This window comes from Micromonospora sp. NPDC093244 (assembly GCF_040683695.1).
In the GTDB taxonomy this organism is placed as follows: Bacteria; Actinomycetota; Actinomycetes; order Mycobacteriales; family Micromonosporaceae; genus Micromonospora.
This window is the reverse complement of sequence record NZ_JBFBEO010000002.1, coordinates 123844-138321: the sequence shown is the minus strand read 5'-3', so window position 1 is coordinate 138321 and position 14478 is coordinate 123844. Positions and strand designations below refer to the sequence as shown.

The following is a 14478-nucleotide window of genomic DNA, read 5'->3' as shown; positions in this document are numbered from 1 at the left end:
GAGGAGGTCAGGTGGCAGACGAGCGAACCCGGTACTTCCGCCGGCTGGATCGGCTGCGCCGGTCCGCCCGACGGTGGAGCGTGCTGGCCGGTGGCCTCGGCGGCGCCGCCGCGGTGCTGACCCCGTACGCCGGCCTCGGTCTGCCCGACGCGGCCTGGGCCGGCGCGGCGGGCAGCGCGATGGCGCTCGCCGCCTGGCGGTGGATCGACCTGCGGGCGCTGGCCGCCCGACCGGCGCCCCCGGCGCTGGACCCGGTCGAGGCCGCGGCCCGGTCCCGGGCCCGGCTGGTGGCGGCCGTCGAGCGGCTGCCGGTCGGCAACGGGGTTCTCGCCGAGGTCCGCCGGGTCCGTTCCCGGGTGGCCTTGCGGGGCACCAGCGCCGGTGCGCCGTGGGCCCGGCTGGATCGGGCGGCCCTCACCCTGGCCGGGATGGCGCCGCGCCTCACCGGGCTCGCCGAGCCGGCGGTGCTGGAGGCCGCCGCCGCCGACAGTTCGCTGCGCGAGCTGGCCGCCCGGGTGGCGAGCGTCGAACGGGCGCTGCGACTGGCCCCGGCCGACGCGCGCCCGCCGCTGGCCGAGGCGCACGGCGCGTTGGCCGCCCAGTTGGAGAGCGGCGTCGCGGCGTACGAACGGCTCGTGGTGGCCGCCGCCGGCTACCTGGCCGAGGACGCCCGGCCGCAGGCCGCCCACCCGGCCGCCGACCGGCTCACCGAGGCCACCGACCTGCTGCACGGCGTCGCCTCGGCGCTCGCCGAGCTGCGCACCGCCGGCACCCCGCTGCGCGCGCCCACCCGCTGACCGCACGCCTGTCACGGTGGCGTCGTGACGGAGACCGGGCCGGTGTAGGCCGAACTGCCCACGACATTGAACGACCGGATCCGGTAGTGGTACGTCACGCCCCGGGTCAGCCCCGTGTTGGTGAAGCCGCGACCGGTCACCGTGAAGGTCGCGACCTCCCGGTCGAACACCGGGTCCAGTGCCCGTTGCACGATGAAGCCGGCCCCTGAGCCGACGCTCGTGTCCGCCGTCCAGCCCAGGACCACAGTCGCCGTGTCCGGGCCCGGCGCGCTGGCGGTGGCGCTGACCCCGCTCGGGGTGCTCGGCGCGGCCGGGGTGCTCACCGCGGCGACAGTCGACCAGGCCGACGCGGCGCCCAGGTAGGTGGTCCGGACCCGGTAGTAGTACGTGGTGTCCGGCGCCACCGCGACGTCCAGGTGGTGGGTGCCGACCCCGATCGCCGTCGTGCCGGGGCCGCTGCTGAACGTCGGGTTGGTGGCGCGTTGCACGTCGATACCCGTGGCGAAGGACCTGTTCGTCCAGCGCAGGGCCACCCGCAGCGGTGCCGCCGGCAGGATCGTGCCGACGATGCCGACCGGGGCGGGCAGGTGCACCGAGGCGGGCACGCTGTTCGACCAGGACGAGTAGCTGACCGCGTTCTCCGCCCGGATCCGGTAGTGGTACGTCACCCCGGGGGTGACTGTCGCGTCGATGTAGCGGGTGGCGGTCGCCGCGACGGTGATGGTGGTGACCTCGCCGTCGAACGTCGCGTCGGTGGCCCGTTGCAGGACGTGGCTGGTGGCGGGCGGACGCCCCCCGTTGCCGGTCCAGGTGAGCGCGATCGCCGGCAGCGCGGTCGCCGAGCCGGGCACCGGGGTGGCGGTCAGCCCGGTGGGCGCCCTCGGTGCGACCCGCAGCACCAACGGCCGGGTCATCCCCAGGTCGCGGTGGGCGGCGCGCTGACTGTGCCAGCGGTACTCCCAGCCCACGTTCACCAGCTGGTTCACCACCGCGGCGGGCCGCCCGTCGGCGGGGCTGACAGGCGTCGAGCCGGTCCGGGTGCCGGCCGGCCGGCCCGGGTCGAGCAGCCGGACGCTGTCGCCCAGCTTGAACGGCAGGGTCGGCGCGACGGGGCGCAGGGCCACCACCACGTCCTCGCGGGGGTTGACCCGCACGATGCCCTTCCAGCCCAACTCGGCGCCGTGCGGAGCGCGCAACGTGCCGTCCCAGCCGACCCGGTTGACGACCTGCACGTCACAGCCGCCGAAGCACAGCGGCTCGGTCTGCCTGACGTTGCCGCTGATCCGCCAGATCTGCGTGCCGTCGGTCGGCGCTCCGATCGGCACGGCCGGGTCGGCGGCGAACAGCACCTCGGTGACCGGATCGGTCGGGCCGAGGGGGAGGGTCGCCGGGGTCAGCGGCCCGGCCTGCGGGTGCCCGACGCCGAGCCGGCCGGCCAGCCGCCCATTGTCGGGTTCGAAGACCTGCTGTACGGCCTTGACCTCGACCGGCAGGGTCACCGGGCCGGCGCCGCCCGCCGGGGTGAAGGTCACCGTGGCGGCGTGCACCGGCACCGTCGTCTCCCGTGCCGTCCGGGTGCCGAACGCCGTGTCGTACGCCGGCTGCGGCACGATCGGCGGGCGCTGGCTGGCCGCGTACGCCAGGGGGAGCCGGTCGCGCAGCCGGGCCAGGTCGTACGGCGGCTCCGCGTCCCCGGTGACCCGGAACTGGAGCAGGGTGCGGGTGTTCGGACCGTACCCCGGCTCGGTGGGGGGCGGGCCACCCTCGGCGGTCCGGTCGGGGGCGTCGCTGTGCTGGTCGTAGCGCCCGTCGAAGCCGGGCAGCGGTGCGGGCGCGTCGTTGTACAGGATCAGCGTGCTGCCGGGCGGCACGGCGGAGAAGTCGACGAGCACGTCGGCCCGTTCGCCGGGCGCGAGCAGCAGGGTGTGACAGTCGATGTTCAGCACTGTCGGGTCGAGCCTGTCGTAGCGGTAGCCGACCGGCCGGTTCGCCAGCACCACGGGGGCGGGCAGCAGGCCTGCCTCGTTGCCGATCTGGACGAACGCCGGTCCGGCGGCGCGGGGGTCCGGCACCCCGCCGTCCCGTCCGTCCGTCGGCCAGCCCGCCGGCCGGTCCGCCGCCCGCAGGGCGGGCACCATCGGCACCTCGCCCGCCTCGGGGTCGGCCAGGGCGCCGTCCGGGGTCCACATCGGCCCGTCCGAGCAGGCCCGGTAGAGCTGGAGGTTGAGGCTGCGGTCCAGGCAGGCGTTGAGGATCCGGAACCGGTACGCGCGGGGCCGCACCTCCAGGTACGGGTAGGCGACGCCGTTGACCAGCGGGGTGTCGCCGTACGCCTCGGGCACCGCGGACGGGTGCGGCACACCGGGCGCGAGGGGTGGCTCGTCAGGCGCTCCCACCGGATCGTGGTGGGGGTTGGGCACCGGTCCGGCCGAGGTCGGCGCGTTCCCGCCGCCGCCCGGGGCCGGGTCGCCCGACCAGGGGCCGTAGTCCCACCGCCCGGTCGGGTTGCGCCCGCCGGGCCGGTACGGGTCCTGGCGCGGCTGGTAGACGTGCGGGTGCCAGAGGCTGCCCCGGGCGCCCCAGCGTTCCCGGTCCCAGGTCGGGTCCTCGGCGGCGAGCTGGGTGTCGTCCGGCACGAAGGTCTTGTCCTCGACGACAAGCGGCAGCTGGTCGGCCGGCAGCACCTGATCGGCCACCAGCTCGTCCTCGGCCGGGTCGGTGAGCAGGTAGAGCGCGAGCTGCCCACCGTAGACGGTGAGTCGGGCCAGCCCGTGGGTGTTGTCGTGGAACCACATGAGCCGGCCGCTCTGCTCGTTCGGGTAGTAGAGCGTGGTGGCTCCGGCTCCCGGCGGCGGCATGTCCGGCACGTCTGCCAGGCCGGTGCCGGTCGGGTACGGGGTGATCTCCCCGGCCGGGGTGATCCACTGCCCGGGGTTGCCGGCGCTGGTCCAGCCGGTCAGAGCCCCGGCCAGGTGCAGCACCGCCCGGTTCTGCGGGTACGGCGCCGGGCCGTCCAGCGGGCCGAGGCCGGCACCGGCGACCGTGTCGTCGACCGGGAGGAACAACTCGCCGGCCCGGCCGGTGGGGAGCTGGTTGACGAACTTCACCCGGACCGGCCGGCCCCGCCGGGCGAGGATCATCGGGCCGAGGTGCCAGGGCCGCTCCGGGGGCGCCACCGTGTTGTGCCCCGACGCGTCGGTGCCGAGGTTGAGCTGCCGGTAGCCGCGCAGCCGGGTGGCCGGCAGGTCCCGGTGCAGGCGTTGCGCGTACTCCTGGAGGCCGATCTCGTAGTAGTCACAGCCCGGATAGCTGATCGTGTCCGGGACGGCCACCGGCAGGTACGCGCCGAGCCCGACGCCGCCCACCTGACCCGGGACCGGGAGGGCGTCGACGAACTTGCGCAGCCCGGTGCCGGGCACCAGCCGCCCGTCTGCGTCCCGTGCCGGTCGGGGGCTGTACGCGAAGTTCGGCACCGGGCCGAAGCTGCGCGGCGCGACGGCCGGATCCAGGCTGGTGGTCGGGGCGACATCGTCGGTCGTGCCCGCGACCCGCTCGGCGGCCCGTGCGGCCGGCACCACGGACGCCGTCCGGCCGTTGACGTGGCCGTCGCGGGTGGTGCGCTCGAAGAAGGTGGAGCGGAGTCTGCGGAAGATCGCCATGACTCTCCCCGGGTCGGGGCACGAGGCCCGCCACCCCGGCGTGGCGACCCCGATGCTCTGCTGACGGTCGGTGAGCACTCAACCGCAGCATGCGACGCGAACGGCCAGATAGGAATTACCCAATCGTCCGTATCTGGGCCGACCTCGATCGACGCGGGGTGGTCAACCGGCCGGTGAAGCGTCCGGCGGCCCCGGCTGGCAGACCGGGCACCAGTAGGTGACGCGTTCGCCCAGCTCCTGCTTGCGGATCGCGGTGCCGCAGCGGCGGCAGGGCTGGGCGCGGCGACCGTACACGTAACTGGTCTGGCCCCGGTGCAGAGAGCCGGTGCTGCTCTGCGTCCACCGACCCCGGTTGGCGGCGAGCAGTCGCTGCGCGACTGTCACCAGGCCGGTGAGGTCGGGCACCGCGCCCACCGGGGTCCACGGGGACACGCCGCGCAGGAACAGCACCTCGCACTTGTAGAGGTTGCCCACGCCCGCCAGCGCGCGCTGGTCGAGCAGGGCCTCGCCGATGGTCCGCTCCGGGTCGGCGCCGAGCCTGCGGACCGCCTCGGCCGCGTCCCAGTCCGGGCCGAGCAGGTCCGGGCCGAGGTGACCCACCAGGCCGTTCTCGTCGGCGGTCGGCACCAGCGCCAGCTCGTGCAGGTGGTAGCCGACCGCCACCGCGCCGGGGCTGCGCAGCACCACCCGGATCAGGTGCGCCGGCCGGCCGTTCCACCGTTCCCCAGGCGCGTACGCCCGCCACGCGCCGTCCATCCGCAGGTGCGAGTGCAGGGTCCAGTGCGCCGCGTCCAGGGCGGTGAGCCGCAGCAGCAGGTGCTTGCCCCGGCTCGCCGACTCGCGGACCGTCCAGCCCGTGAGGTCGGTGGTCGCCAGCTGCGGCACCCGGAAGTCGCTGCCGGTGAGCCGTGCGTCGGCAAGCGCGCGGTGCAGTACGCGCGCGGTGTTCCAGACGGTGTCGCCTTCGGGCACCCCACCATCCTCCCTCGTTCGAGCAGGATTCGCATGTGTCGCTATTTGTACCCAGCTTCCTCATGATCTCCGGACATGCGAAGGTCAGGGGGTTCTGAGGAGAATGCCTATGTCAAGGCCTCAATGTCGTATCCGTCCCCTCGCCGTCGTCGCCACCCTCGCCCTCGCCCTTACCGCCACCCTCGTACCCGCCACCAGCGGAATCCCGCACACCGCCGCCGGTAACCCGCTCACCCTCACCGCCGCCGCACCCGGCGGTGAACTGTGGAACGCCGACCTGTCGGTCGTCGACCGCGACGACGTGAACGTCAGTCGTACCCCCGCCGGCCTGCGGCTGCGCGACACCCGGAACGCCGGACGCAGCCGGCACAGCGCCGTCGCCGAGGGGATGCTGCTCATCGTTCCCCGCACCCTGGCCCGGCCGGCCACCCGGGTCCGCGCCCAGGTCACCGCCGACGTGCCGGCCGGCGCCACCGTCGAGGCCCAGGTCCGGGCATGGCGCGCCAGCGGCTGGACCGAGTGGCGGGCCGCCACCACGGGCACGGTCTTCGACCGCCCGGTGAGCCGGGTGCAGACCCGTGTGGTGCTCACCGCGCCCGCCGGCGGCGCCACCGCGACGGTACGGGCCGTCCAGCTCACCGCCGACGCGACCGCGGCCGTCTCCGCGGCCACGCCCGGCCTCACCTACCGGGTGTACGCCACACGCATCGGCCTGGTCGGCGAGCTGACCGCCAACGGCCGTACCGTGCAGCCCCGGGACCACTTCGCGGCACTACCGTCGCGGCGCGGCCTGTCCCCCCTGAACACCGGGGACTACACCGTGCGGGTCTGCACCACCACGGGCTCCCGCTGCGAGTACGCCCCCGTCTGGGACGTCGGGCCGTGGAACACCCGCGACGACTACTGGAACCCCTCCGCGGTACGCGAGAACTGGAAGAACCTGCCGCAGGGCCGACCCGAGGCGCAGGCCGCCTACCAGTCGGGCTACAACGGCGGGCGGGACCAGTTCGGGCGTACGGTGCTCAACCCGGCCGGCATCGACCTGGCCGACGGCACCTTCTGGGACGGCCTGAAGCTGACCACCAACGCCTGGGTGGACGTCGCCTACCTGTGGACGGGTGGCGGACCGCGCGGCGTGGTCGGTGACGGGCCACTGAACATCCGCACCGGCGCCAGCACGTCGTACCCGATCCGTGGCCTCGCCGCCCGGCTCGCCAACGTGCCGCTCCAGTGCTACGTCACAGGCCAGTCGGTGGCCGGCCCCTACCGCACCACCACCCGCTGGAACCGGCTCGCCACCGGCCAGTACGTCAGCCACGCGTACATCTCCGGCGTGTACGGCGGCAGCGTGCCGGTCTGCTGACCAGGTCCCTCGCCCCGTCGGGCGCCGTCAGGGGCGCTCGTCGGGGCGGGCCGGGCGCACCATGTCCTGGTAGCGCGGGTGGCTGGCGCCGTAGACGGCGTAGTTGAGCCGGGCGTGCGACAGGCTCAGGTCGCCGTTGGGGCCGCCCCGGACGGCGTCCGCGTCGGCGTCGGTCTGACCGTCGTCGGTCCAGAAGCAGACCGGGCAGGTCCCCCCGCCCGTTCGGGACGCACAGCACGGACAACCCACGGGAACTACGTGTTCACCCACCGGGGCAGCATTCCACAGTCGAATATCAGCGGGAAACCCGTAGGACGTCACCCGGGGACACCCGCAGCAGGTCCACCGCCCGCCCGCCGTTGACCGCCACGGCGACCAGACCTGCCGAGTCGACGTACACCACCAGGCCGCCCGCCGGGGCGTCGCCGAAGGTGCGGCCCCGCACGGCCCGGTGCGCAGGTGCCGGGCCCGGCGGCCCGACCCGCAGCGCCGCCGGCAGCGGGTCGATCAGGTGCGCCGGAGCGGCCAGCTGGACGTTGCCGAAATGGTCCACAGTCGACACCTCTGCGGCGAAGCCGTCGTCGTCCGAGGTCAGAGTCGGCGGGGGTAGCCGGACCAGACCGGCCGGGTCGATGGGCGTGCCCGCCTCCGCGAGCGCCGCGCCGAGCGCCAGCCGGGCCGCCACCGGCGCGAAGACGTCCCGCCCGTGGAACGTCCCGGACACCCGGGCGGCCTGCCATCGCGGCTCGGTCAGCTCCACCGCCGCAGTGATCCCGCCGAGGGCGTCGGCGGCGTCCGGCAGCAGTCCGTTGTCCGGACCCACCAGCAGCCCACCGGTGGTGGCCAGTGCGACGCCCCGCCGGGCCGTGCCCACTCCCGGATCGACCACCGCCACGTGCACGGCCACCGGCAGGTACGCCACGGTCTGCGCCAGCACCGCCGCGCCGCGCCGCACGTCCGCCGGCGGCACCAGGTGGGTCACGTCGATGACCCGGGCCGCCGGCGCGATCCGGGCGATCACCCCGTGGCAGGCGGCCACGAAACCGTCGGAGAGGCCGTAGTCGGTGGTCAGTGAGATCCAGGGCGTGACGGACATGTCCGCAGGCTAACCCTCCGCGCCGGTGAGCAGTTCCAGGACGAGTTCGTCGTGCAGCGGGATTCCGTGCTCACCCACCAGCGGGATCTCCGGTTTGAGCTGGCGGGCGCGGTCCACCCCGCCCTGATCCACGCGCACCAGCCGCATGCCGCGTCGCTGGTAGAACCGCAGCGCCCGCAGGTTGTCGTTCGAGGTGACCAGCCACACCCGGGCCAGGCCCGCCTCGGTCGCGACCGCCGTCGCCGCCGCCAGCAGGGCGGTGCCGGCGCCGCCGCCGGGAACGGCCGCGACAACCGTGACGACCTCCAGGCCGTCCCCGTCGACGTGGTAGGTCAGCGCGCCGACCACGGTCGCGGTGGCGTCGAGCGCCACCAGGGTCGGCAGGGTACGCACGTCGTGGCGGGTGTCGTGGGCGACCACGTACGGGCCACCCCACTCGCGTTCGTGCAGGGCGTCGACAGCCGTCCGCTCGGCGGGTCCCACCGCCCGCACCTCGACACCGTCCACAGTCCACCTCCGCCTCGCGTCCCCTCGCAGGCTCCGGAGCGTACCCGCCGGCGGGTGGTCGACGCGGCTGGCGGATATGGGACAGCGCGGTGGCCGATTCGCCCCTCCCGCTGCGGGGCGCGGTTGGGCAGACTTGCGCCTGTGACACTTCGGAGCCTGCCCGCCGTCGGGGTTCTGCTGGTCGCCGCCGCCCTCACCGCCGGCTGCGGCGGTGACGACGCCGACCCGTCGAGCGCCGCGCCAAGCGTCTCGTCCCTCTCGGCCCCGGCGGCCACCGGCCTGCCGGTGGCGCCGACTCCCTCGGCGGTCCCGTCCAGGCCCGCCGGTGTCGCACCCCCGCCGACCCCACGGTCGGTCGCGCCGTCAGCCGCGCCGCAGGGCCCCGCGCCGCGCCGGCCGGCCAGTCCGCCGCCCGTGGTGCTGCCGCAGCGGCCGGCCGGGGCACCCGGCGCCACGCAGGTGATCACCGCGTTCAGGGCCGCCGGCCTGAAGGTGCCGCACCCGAGGGACCGGTCCGTCGACTGCGGACCGGACGGGCTCGGCCTGGGCTGTTCCGAGATCGTCGCCACCGACGCCGTCACGGTGTACGTGTTCCCCGACGAGACGAGCGCCAGCGACATCGCCGCGACGTGGGGCGGCCAGTCGTACCGACGCGGTGCGGTGGTGCTCAACTACCTGGAGGCGAGGACCCCGGCCGCCGACCGGCCCCGCTACGAGAAGGTCCTCAACAACCTCGGCTGAGATCCGGCCGGTGCGGCGCTCGGAAGCGGTGACCGCGCGGCGGTCATTGGTGGGCGCGGCGCTCGGGAAGGGTGACCGCGCGGCGGTCAGCCCCGCAGGCGCAGGCCGCGCGGGGTAGCCCGGAAGCCGGCGGCGGTGAGCGCGTCACGCAGCGGCGACGAGTGCACGGCCTCGCCGTCGGCCCGCTCCACCGACATCGCGCCCAACGCCCCCGAGTGCACGGCGTCGGCGAGCGCCTTGCCGGCCGCCGCGAGCGTGTCGGCGTCGTCGGTGAAGGAGAGCAGCGTCCGGCCGCCGCGTTCGACGTAGAGGACCAGGTCGCCGCCGACCTGCACCACGAGCGCGCCCGCCTTACGGCCGGCCCGGTGCCCGGTCGCCGGCGCGGCACCGTCGCCGGAATCGACCACCCGCTCCGGCCAGGGCAGCGCCGCGCCGTACGGGTTGGCCGGGTCGGTGGCGGCGAGCACAGTCGCCGGGGCGCCCCGGCCCCGGGCGCCGTCAGCCGGCTCGGCGAGGGCACGCAGCCGGTCCACCGCGCCGGGTACCGCGAACTGCGCCGCACCGAGCCCTTCGACGAAGTAGCCCCGGCGGGCCGCGCCGCGTTCCTCGAGCGCCGACAGCACCGGGTAGACAGCCGAGAACCCGCCGACCACCTGCTCGGCCATGACCGCCCCGCGGGTGACCACCCCGTGCCGCTCCAGCAGCACGTCGGCGAGAGCGGCGGCGCGGCGAGTCGGATCCAGGTCCCGGTCGGGCAGGCGCGACCAGCGCCCGGCGACAGTCGGCGGGCCGCCCCGGGTGGGCAGCGCCACCCGACCGGGCCGCCGGTAGCGGGTGCGCGGCGCGGACGGCCGCGACCGGTGCGCACCACCCGCGCCGAGCACCGCACGCAGCGGGGCGAGGGTGTCGTTGGTGAGGTGACCGGCCCAGACCAGGTCCCAGATCACGCCGGTCAGCGCCGCGTCGTCGGTCGAGCCGACCCGGTCGGCCAACGGCCGGAAGAACAGCGCCTGCCCGTCGCCGAGCGCGTCGAGCACCGCGTCGTGCAGCGGCGTACGCGTCAGCGCGTCATCGGGTGGCGCAAGAAGCAGCGGGGCCGCGTCCGCGTACGCCAGGGTGACCCAGCCGTCCCCGCCGGAGATCGCGCCCGACCCGGCCCACAGCACCTCCCCGCTGGCGCACAGCTCATCGAGTTGGGCGGGGGAGTAGTCGGCGACCCGACCGGGCAGCACCAGCCGTTCCAGGGCGGACGCCGGCACCGCCGCGCCCTGCAACTGCTCCACGGTGGCGGCCAGCGCCTCCACGCCCCGGGCGGACGAGCCGACCTGCTGCCAGCGGGGCAGGAACGTGGCAAGCGCCCGGGGTGGGACGGGCTCGATCTCCCGCCGCAGTGCGGCGAGCGAGCGGCGACGCAGCATCCGCAGCACCTCGGCGTCGCACCACTGGGCGCCGGCGGAATCCGGTGTGAACTCACCGGAGACCACCCGGCCGGTGGCGGCGAGGCGGCGCAGCGCCTGCTCGACGACGAACACGCCGAGCCCGAAGCGTGCCGCGCAGCTCGCCGCGGCGAACGGACCGTGGGTGCGGGCGTAGCGGGCCACCAGGTCGCCCAGCGGGTCGGCCACCGGTGCGAGGTACGCCTCGGCCACCCCGACCGGCAGAGCCACCCCTAGTGCGTCGCGCAGGCGTGCGGCGTCCTCGACGCCCACCCAGCGCTGCTCGCCGGCGATCCGGACCCGCAGCGCCCGGCGGGTGGCCTCCAGCTCGGTCAGCCAGCTCTCGGGCACACCGCGCTCGGTCAGCTCGTCGTCGCTGAGGTCGCCGAGCACCCGCAGCAGCTCGACTACGTCCTCCGCGTCGCGGGGACGGCGCTGCTCGGTCAGCCAGCGCAGCTGCCTGTCGGTCTCGGTGAGCACCGCCGGGTCGAGCAGCTCGCGCAGGTCGACACGGCCGAGCAGTTCACCCAGGAGCGTGGAGTCCAGGGCGAGCGCGGCGGCCCTGCGCTCGGCGAGCGGGGCGTCGCCCTCGTAGAGGAACGCGCCCACGTAGCCGAAGAGCAGCGACCGCGCGAACGGGGACGGCGCGCTGGTCTCCACCTCGACCAGCCGCACCTTGCGGGTGGCCAGGTCACGCATGAGCCCGGCCAGCGCCGGCTGGTCGAAGACGTCCTGGAGGCACTCCCGGGCGGCCTCCAGGGTGACCGGGAAGTCCGCGTACTCCCGGGCCACGTCGAGCAGCTGCGCGGCGCGTTGGCGCTGCTGCCACAGCGGCTGGCGGCGGCGCGGGTCGCGGCGGGGCAGCAGCAGCGACCGGGCGGCGCACTCGCGGAAACGGGCCGCGAAGAGGGCGGAGGTGCCCACCGTCTCCTCCACCAGTTGGGTGATCTCGTCGGGATCGAAGACCACCACGTCCGCGCCGGGCGGCTCGTCCGCGGTGTCCGGCAGGCGCACCACGATGCCGTCGTCGGAGGGCATCACCTGGGCGTCCATGCCGTACCGCTCGGCGAGCCGGCGGCCCACCGCGAGAGCCCACGGGCCGTTGACCCGCGCACCGAGGACGCTGTGCACGGCGAGCCGCCAGTCGCCCAGCTCGTCACGGAACCGCTCGACCACGATTGTCCGGTCGTCGGGCAGCGAACGGGTGGCCTCCCGCTGGTCGCGCAGGTACGCCATGAGGTTGCCGGCGGCCCAGTCGTCCAGCCCGCCGGTGCGCAGCGCGGCAAGCGCCGCCTCGTCGCTCTGCCGCAGCAGGCCGCGCACCCGGGCGCCGATGGCCCGCCCCAGCTCCACCGGACGGCCCAGCTGGTCGCCCTTCCAGAACGGCATCCGCGCGGCCTGCCCCGGGGCCGGCGACACCAGCACCCGGTCGGGGGTGATCTCCTCGATGCGCCACGACGACGAGCCGAGCAGGAAGACGTCGCCGACCCGCGATTCGTAGACCATCTCCTCGTCCAGCTCGCCGACCCGGGCGGCCCGTTCGGCGCCGGCGAGGAACACCCCGAACAGGCCCCGGTCGGGGATCGTGCCGCCGCTGGTCACGGCGAGCCGCTGCGCGCCGGGGCGGCCGGTGAGCAGGTCGGTGGCCCGGTCCCAGACCAGCCGGGGGCGCAGCTCGGCGAACGCGGTTGACGGGTAGCGGCCGGAGAGCATGTCCAGCACGGCGTGCAGCGCCGAGTCGGGCAGCTCGGCGAAGGGCGCGGCCCGGCGGACCAGCACCGCCACGTCGCCGACCCGCCACGGCTCCAACGCCACCATGGCCACGATCTGCTGGGCGAGCACGTCGAGTGGGTTGCGCGGGTAGTGCAGCTCCTCGATCGCGCCGTCGGTCATCCGTTCGGCGACCACCGCGCAGGAGAGCAGGTCGCCGCGGTGCTTGGGGAAGACCACTCCACGGGAGACCGCGCCCACCTGGTGCCCGGCCCGGCCGACGCGTTGCAGCCCGGCGGCGACGCTCGGCGGCGCCTCGATCTGCACCACCAGGTCGACCGCGCCCATGTCGATGCCCAGCTCCAGGCTGGACGTGGCCACCACTGCCGGAAGCTGGCCGGACTTGAGCGCCTCCTCGATGTGCTTGCGCTCCTCGCGGGACACGCTGCCGTGGTGGGCGCGCGCGATCACCGGCGCCGCGCCGGCCGCCGCGCCGGACTGGGCCATCATCTCGGCGGGTGGCCGGTTGCGCAGCGGACCGGCCGGACCGCCCCACTCCCGCGCGCCCCCGGCCGGGCCGTCCGTCGACAACACCCCGTCCGGTACGCCGGCAGCGTCACCTGCCGACGCGGCGGCCACCTCCTCGGCGGCCAGCTCGTTGAGCCGGGCGCAGAGGCGTTCGGCGCTGCGGCGGGAGTTGGTGAAGACGATTGTGGAGCGGTGCTGCCCGATGAGCGTGAAGACCCGCTCCTCCACGGCCGGCCAGATCGAGGCGCGGCGTGGCCCGGGGCCGCCGAGGTCGTCCTCCGGTGGCTGCTCCTGCTCGTCGAGGCGGGTCATGTCCTCCACCGGCACCTGCACGCTGACCTCGATGGTCTTCGGTGTGGCCGGCTGGACGACGTCGACCGGGCGGGCGCCGCCGAGGAACCGGGCGCAGGCGTCGATCGGTCGGACGGTGGCGGAGAGCCCGATCCGCTGCGCCGGGGCGGGCAGCAGCTCGTCGAGGCGTTCCAGTGAGAGGGCGAGGTGGGCGCCGCGTTTGCTGCCGGCGACCGCGTGCACCTCGTCGACGATCACGGTCTGGACGCCGCGCAGCGAATCCCTCGCCGCGGAGGTGAGCAGCAGGAACAGCGACTCGGGCGTGGTGATGAGGATGTCGGGTGGGGTGCGGGCGAAGGCCCGCCGCTCGTCGGCCGGGGTGTCGCCGGTACGCATGCCGACGGTGATGTCGGGCGGGGTGACGCCGAGCCGGGTCGCCGCCTGCCGGATGCCGGCCAGGGGGGCGCGCAGGTTGCGTTCCACGTCCACGGCGAGGGCCTTGAGCGGACTGACGTAGAGCACACGGCAGCGCTGTCGGGCCTCGGCGGGCGCCGGCTCGCGGGCCAGCTTGTCCAGTGACCAGAGGAACGCCGCGAGCGTCTTGCCGGAGCCGGTGGGGGCCACGACGAGGGCGTTGCGGCCGGCGGCGACTGACCGCCACGCGCCGGCCTGGGCGGGGGTGGGAGCGGCGAAGGCGGCGTCGAACCAGGCGCGGGTGGCGGGGCCGAACCCGTCGAGCACCTCGCCCGTATCTCCCTCTGCCCCGGTCACCGCTCCATCGTGCCCCGCCGGTACGACATCCACGAACAGGCCAGGGCGGGATGTGTCCGGCTGCGTGGAATATGCAACAGATGCGTGCTTAATACGTTAAGTCTCACTTAACTGCTTGCTTGTGACGAGCAACATAAAGTAACTTCACTCGCAACGCGAGCAGGTGGGAGGAATCGGATGGCCGGCGAGCAGCGAAATGTCGCACCCGGCACCGATGTGCTGATCCGCAAGGTCGACAGCCACCTCGCCACGCTCCGCGGCGGTCTGCACGGGCCGGAGCTGGAGCTCGCCGAACGCCTCGCCCGCTGCCTGCGGGAGCTGGTCATCGCCACCGCCCAGGCCAGCGCGGCCGACCGGGGGCAGGTCCGTGTCGCCGTCCACTACTTCGTGCTGCGTCGGGAGAGCCGCGGTCGACTGCTGTCGGTGCGGTCGCTGACCGCCGCCGAGCGGGTGGTCGACAAGGTCCTGCGCCAGCTCGGCCGGCGCGACCTGCTCGCCGAGCTGCACCGTGACCGTCCCGTCCTGGACGACGCGCTGCCCATCGGCGACGCCCTGCTGCGCTGAGCCGGACCGGCCACAGGACAGCCCGCCCCATAGGCACCTCACG

Annotated in this window: 10 protein-coding genes; 4 read left to right on the top strand and 6 right to left on the bottom strand. The window is 75.1% G+C overall.

Annotated features, from left to right (window positions below):
* Window positions 1–11 precede the first annotated feature (11 nt).
* On the top strand, window positions 12–797 hold the full coding sequence (locus tag AB0N27_RS10630; RefSeq protein WP_364366585.1) for a hypothetical protein: 786 nt from the start codon (window positions 12–14) through the stop codon (window positions 795–797).
* A gap of 11 nt (window positions 798–808) precedes the next feature.
* Here AB0N27_RS10630 and AB0N27_RS10625 read toward each other — a convergent pair whose 3' ends face one another.
* Together AB0N27_RS10625 and AB0N27_RS10620 are read right to left on the bottom strand one after the other, a co-directional pair.
* Window positions 809–4456, bottom strand: coding sequence for a hypothetical protein (locus AB0N27_RS10625; RefSeq protein ID WP_364366582.1), 3648 nt, complete (start codon window positions 4454–4456; stop codon window positions 809–811).
* Window positions 4457–4618: 162 nt separating this feature from the next.
* A complete protein-coding gene (locus AB0N27_RS10620) occupies window positions 4619–5428 on the bottom strand; it encodes a DNA-formamidopyrimidine glycosylase family protein (protein WP_364366580.1) in 810 nt (269 codons plus the stop codon).
* 109 nt (window positions 5429–5537) lie between these two features.
* On the opposite strand from AB0N27_RS10620, the gene AB0N27_RS10615 reads away from it, so the two are divergent.
* On the top strand, window positions 5538–6791 hold the full coding sequence (locus AB0N27_RS10615; protein ID WP_364366578.1) for a hypothetical protein: 1254 nt from the start codon (window positions 5538–5540) through the stop codon (window positions 6789–6791).
* A 27-nt stretch (window positions 6792–6818) separates the two neighbouring features.
* Here AB0N27_RS10615 and AB0N27_RS10610 read toward each other — a convergent pair whose 3' ends face one another.
* The 3 genes from AB0N27_RS10610 to AB0N27_RS10600 are packed head-to-tail and all read right to left on the bottom strand — an operon-like array spanning window position 6819 to window position 8394.
* Window positions 6819–7061 (bottom strand): CPCC family cysteine-rich protein, encoded by a 243-nt coding sequence (locus tag AB0N27_RS10610; protein ID WP_225854764.1) that lies wholly within the window; start codon window positions 7059–7061, stop codon window positions 6819–6821.
* A gap of 25 nt (window positions 7062–7086) precedes the next feature.
* Window positions 7087–7887 (bottom strand): SAM-dependent chlorinase/fluorinase, encoded by an 801-nt coding sequence (locus AB0N27_RS10605; protein ID WP_364366574.1) that lies wholly within the window; start codon window positions 7885–7887, stop codon window positions 7087–7089.
* A gap of 9 nt (window positions 7888–7896) precedes the next feature.
* The gene (locus tag AB0N27_RS10600) at window positions 7897–8394 is read right to left on the bottom strand and encodes a GNAT family N-acetyltransferase (RefSeq protein WP_364366571.1); all 498 of its coding nucleotides are present in this window, start codon (window positions 8392–8394) and stop codon (window positions 7897–7899) included.
* A 141-nt stretch (window positions 8395–8535) separates the two neighbouring features.
* On the opposite strand from AB0N27_RS10600, the gene AB0N27_RS10595 reads away from it, so the two are divergent.
* Window positions 8536–9135 carry a hypothetical protein gene (locus AB0N27_RS10595; protein WP_364366568.1) on the top strand — a complete coding sequence of 200 codons (600 nt, stop codon included), beginning with the start codon at window positions 8536–8538 and terminating at the stop codon, window positions 9133–9135.
* A gap of 86 nt (window positions 9136–9221) precedes the next feature.
* On the opposite strand, the gene AB0N27_RS10590 is transcribed toward AB0N27_RS10595, so the two are convergent.
* Window positions 9222–13871, bottom strand: a complete 4650-nt coding sequence (locus AB0N27_RS10590) for an ATP-dependent helicase (protein WP_364366565.1) — start codon at window positions 13869–13871, stop codon at window positions 9222–9224.
* A gap of 177 nt (window positions 13872–14048) precedes the next feature.
* Between AB0N27_RS10590 and AB0N27_RS10585 the strand changes: the two genes are divergently transcribed.
* Window positions 14049–14435 carry a hypothetical protein gene (locus AB0N27_RS10585; RefSeq protein WP_364366562.1) on the top strand — a complete coding sequence of 129 codons (387 nt, stop codon included), beginning with the start codon at window positions 14049–14051 and terminating at the stop codon, window positions 14433–14435.
* The last annotated feature ends 43 nt before the right edge of the window (window positions 14436–14478 follow it).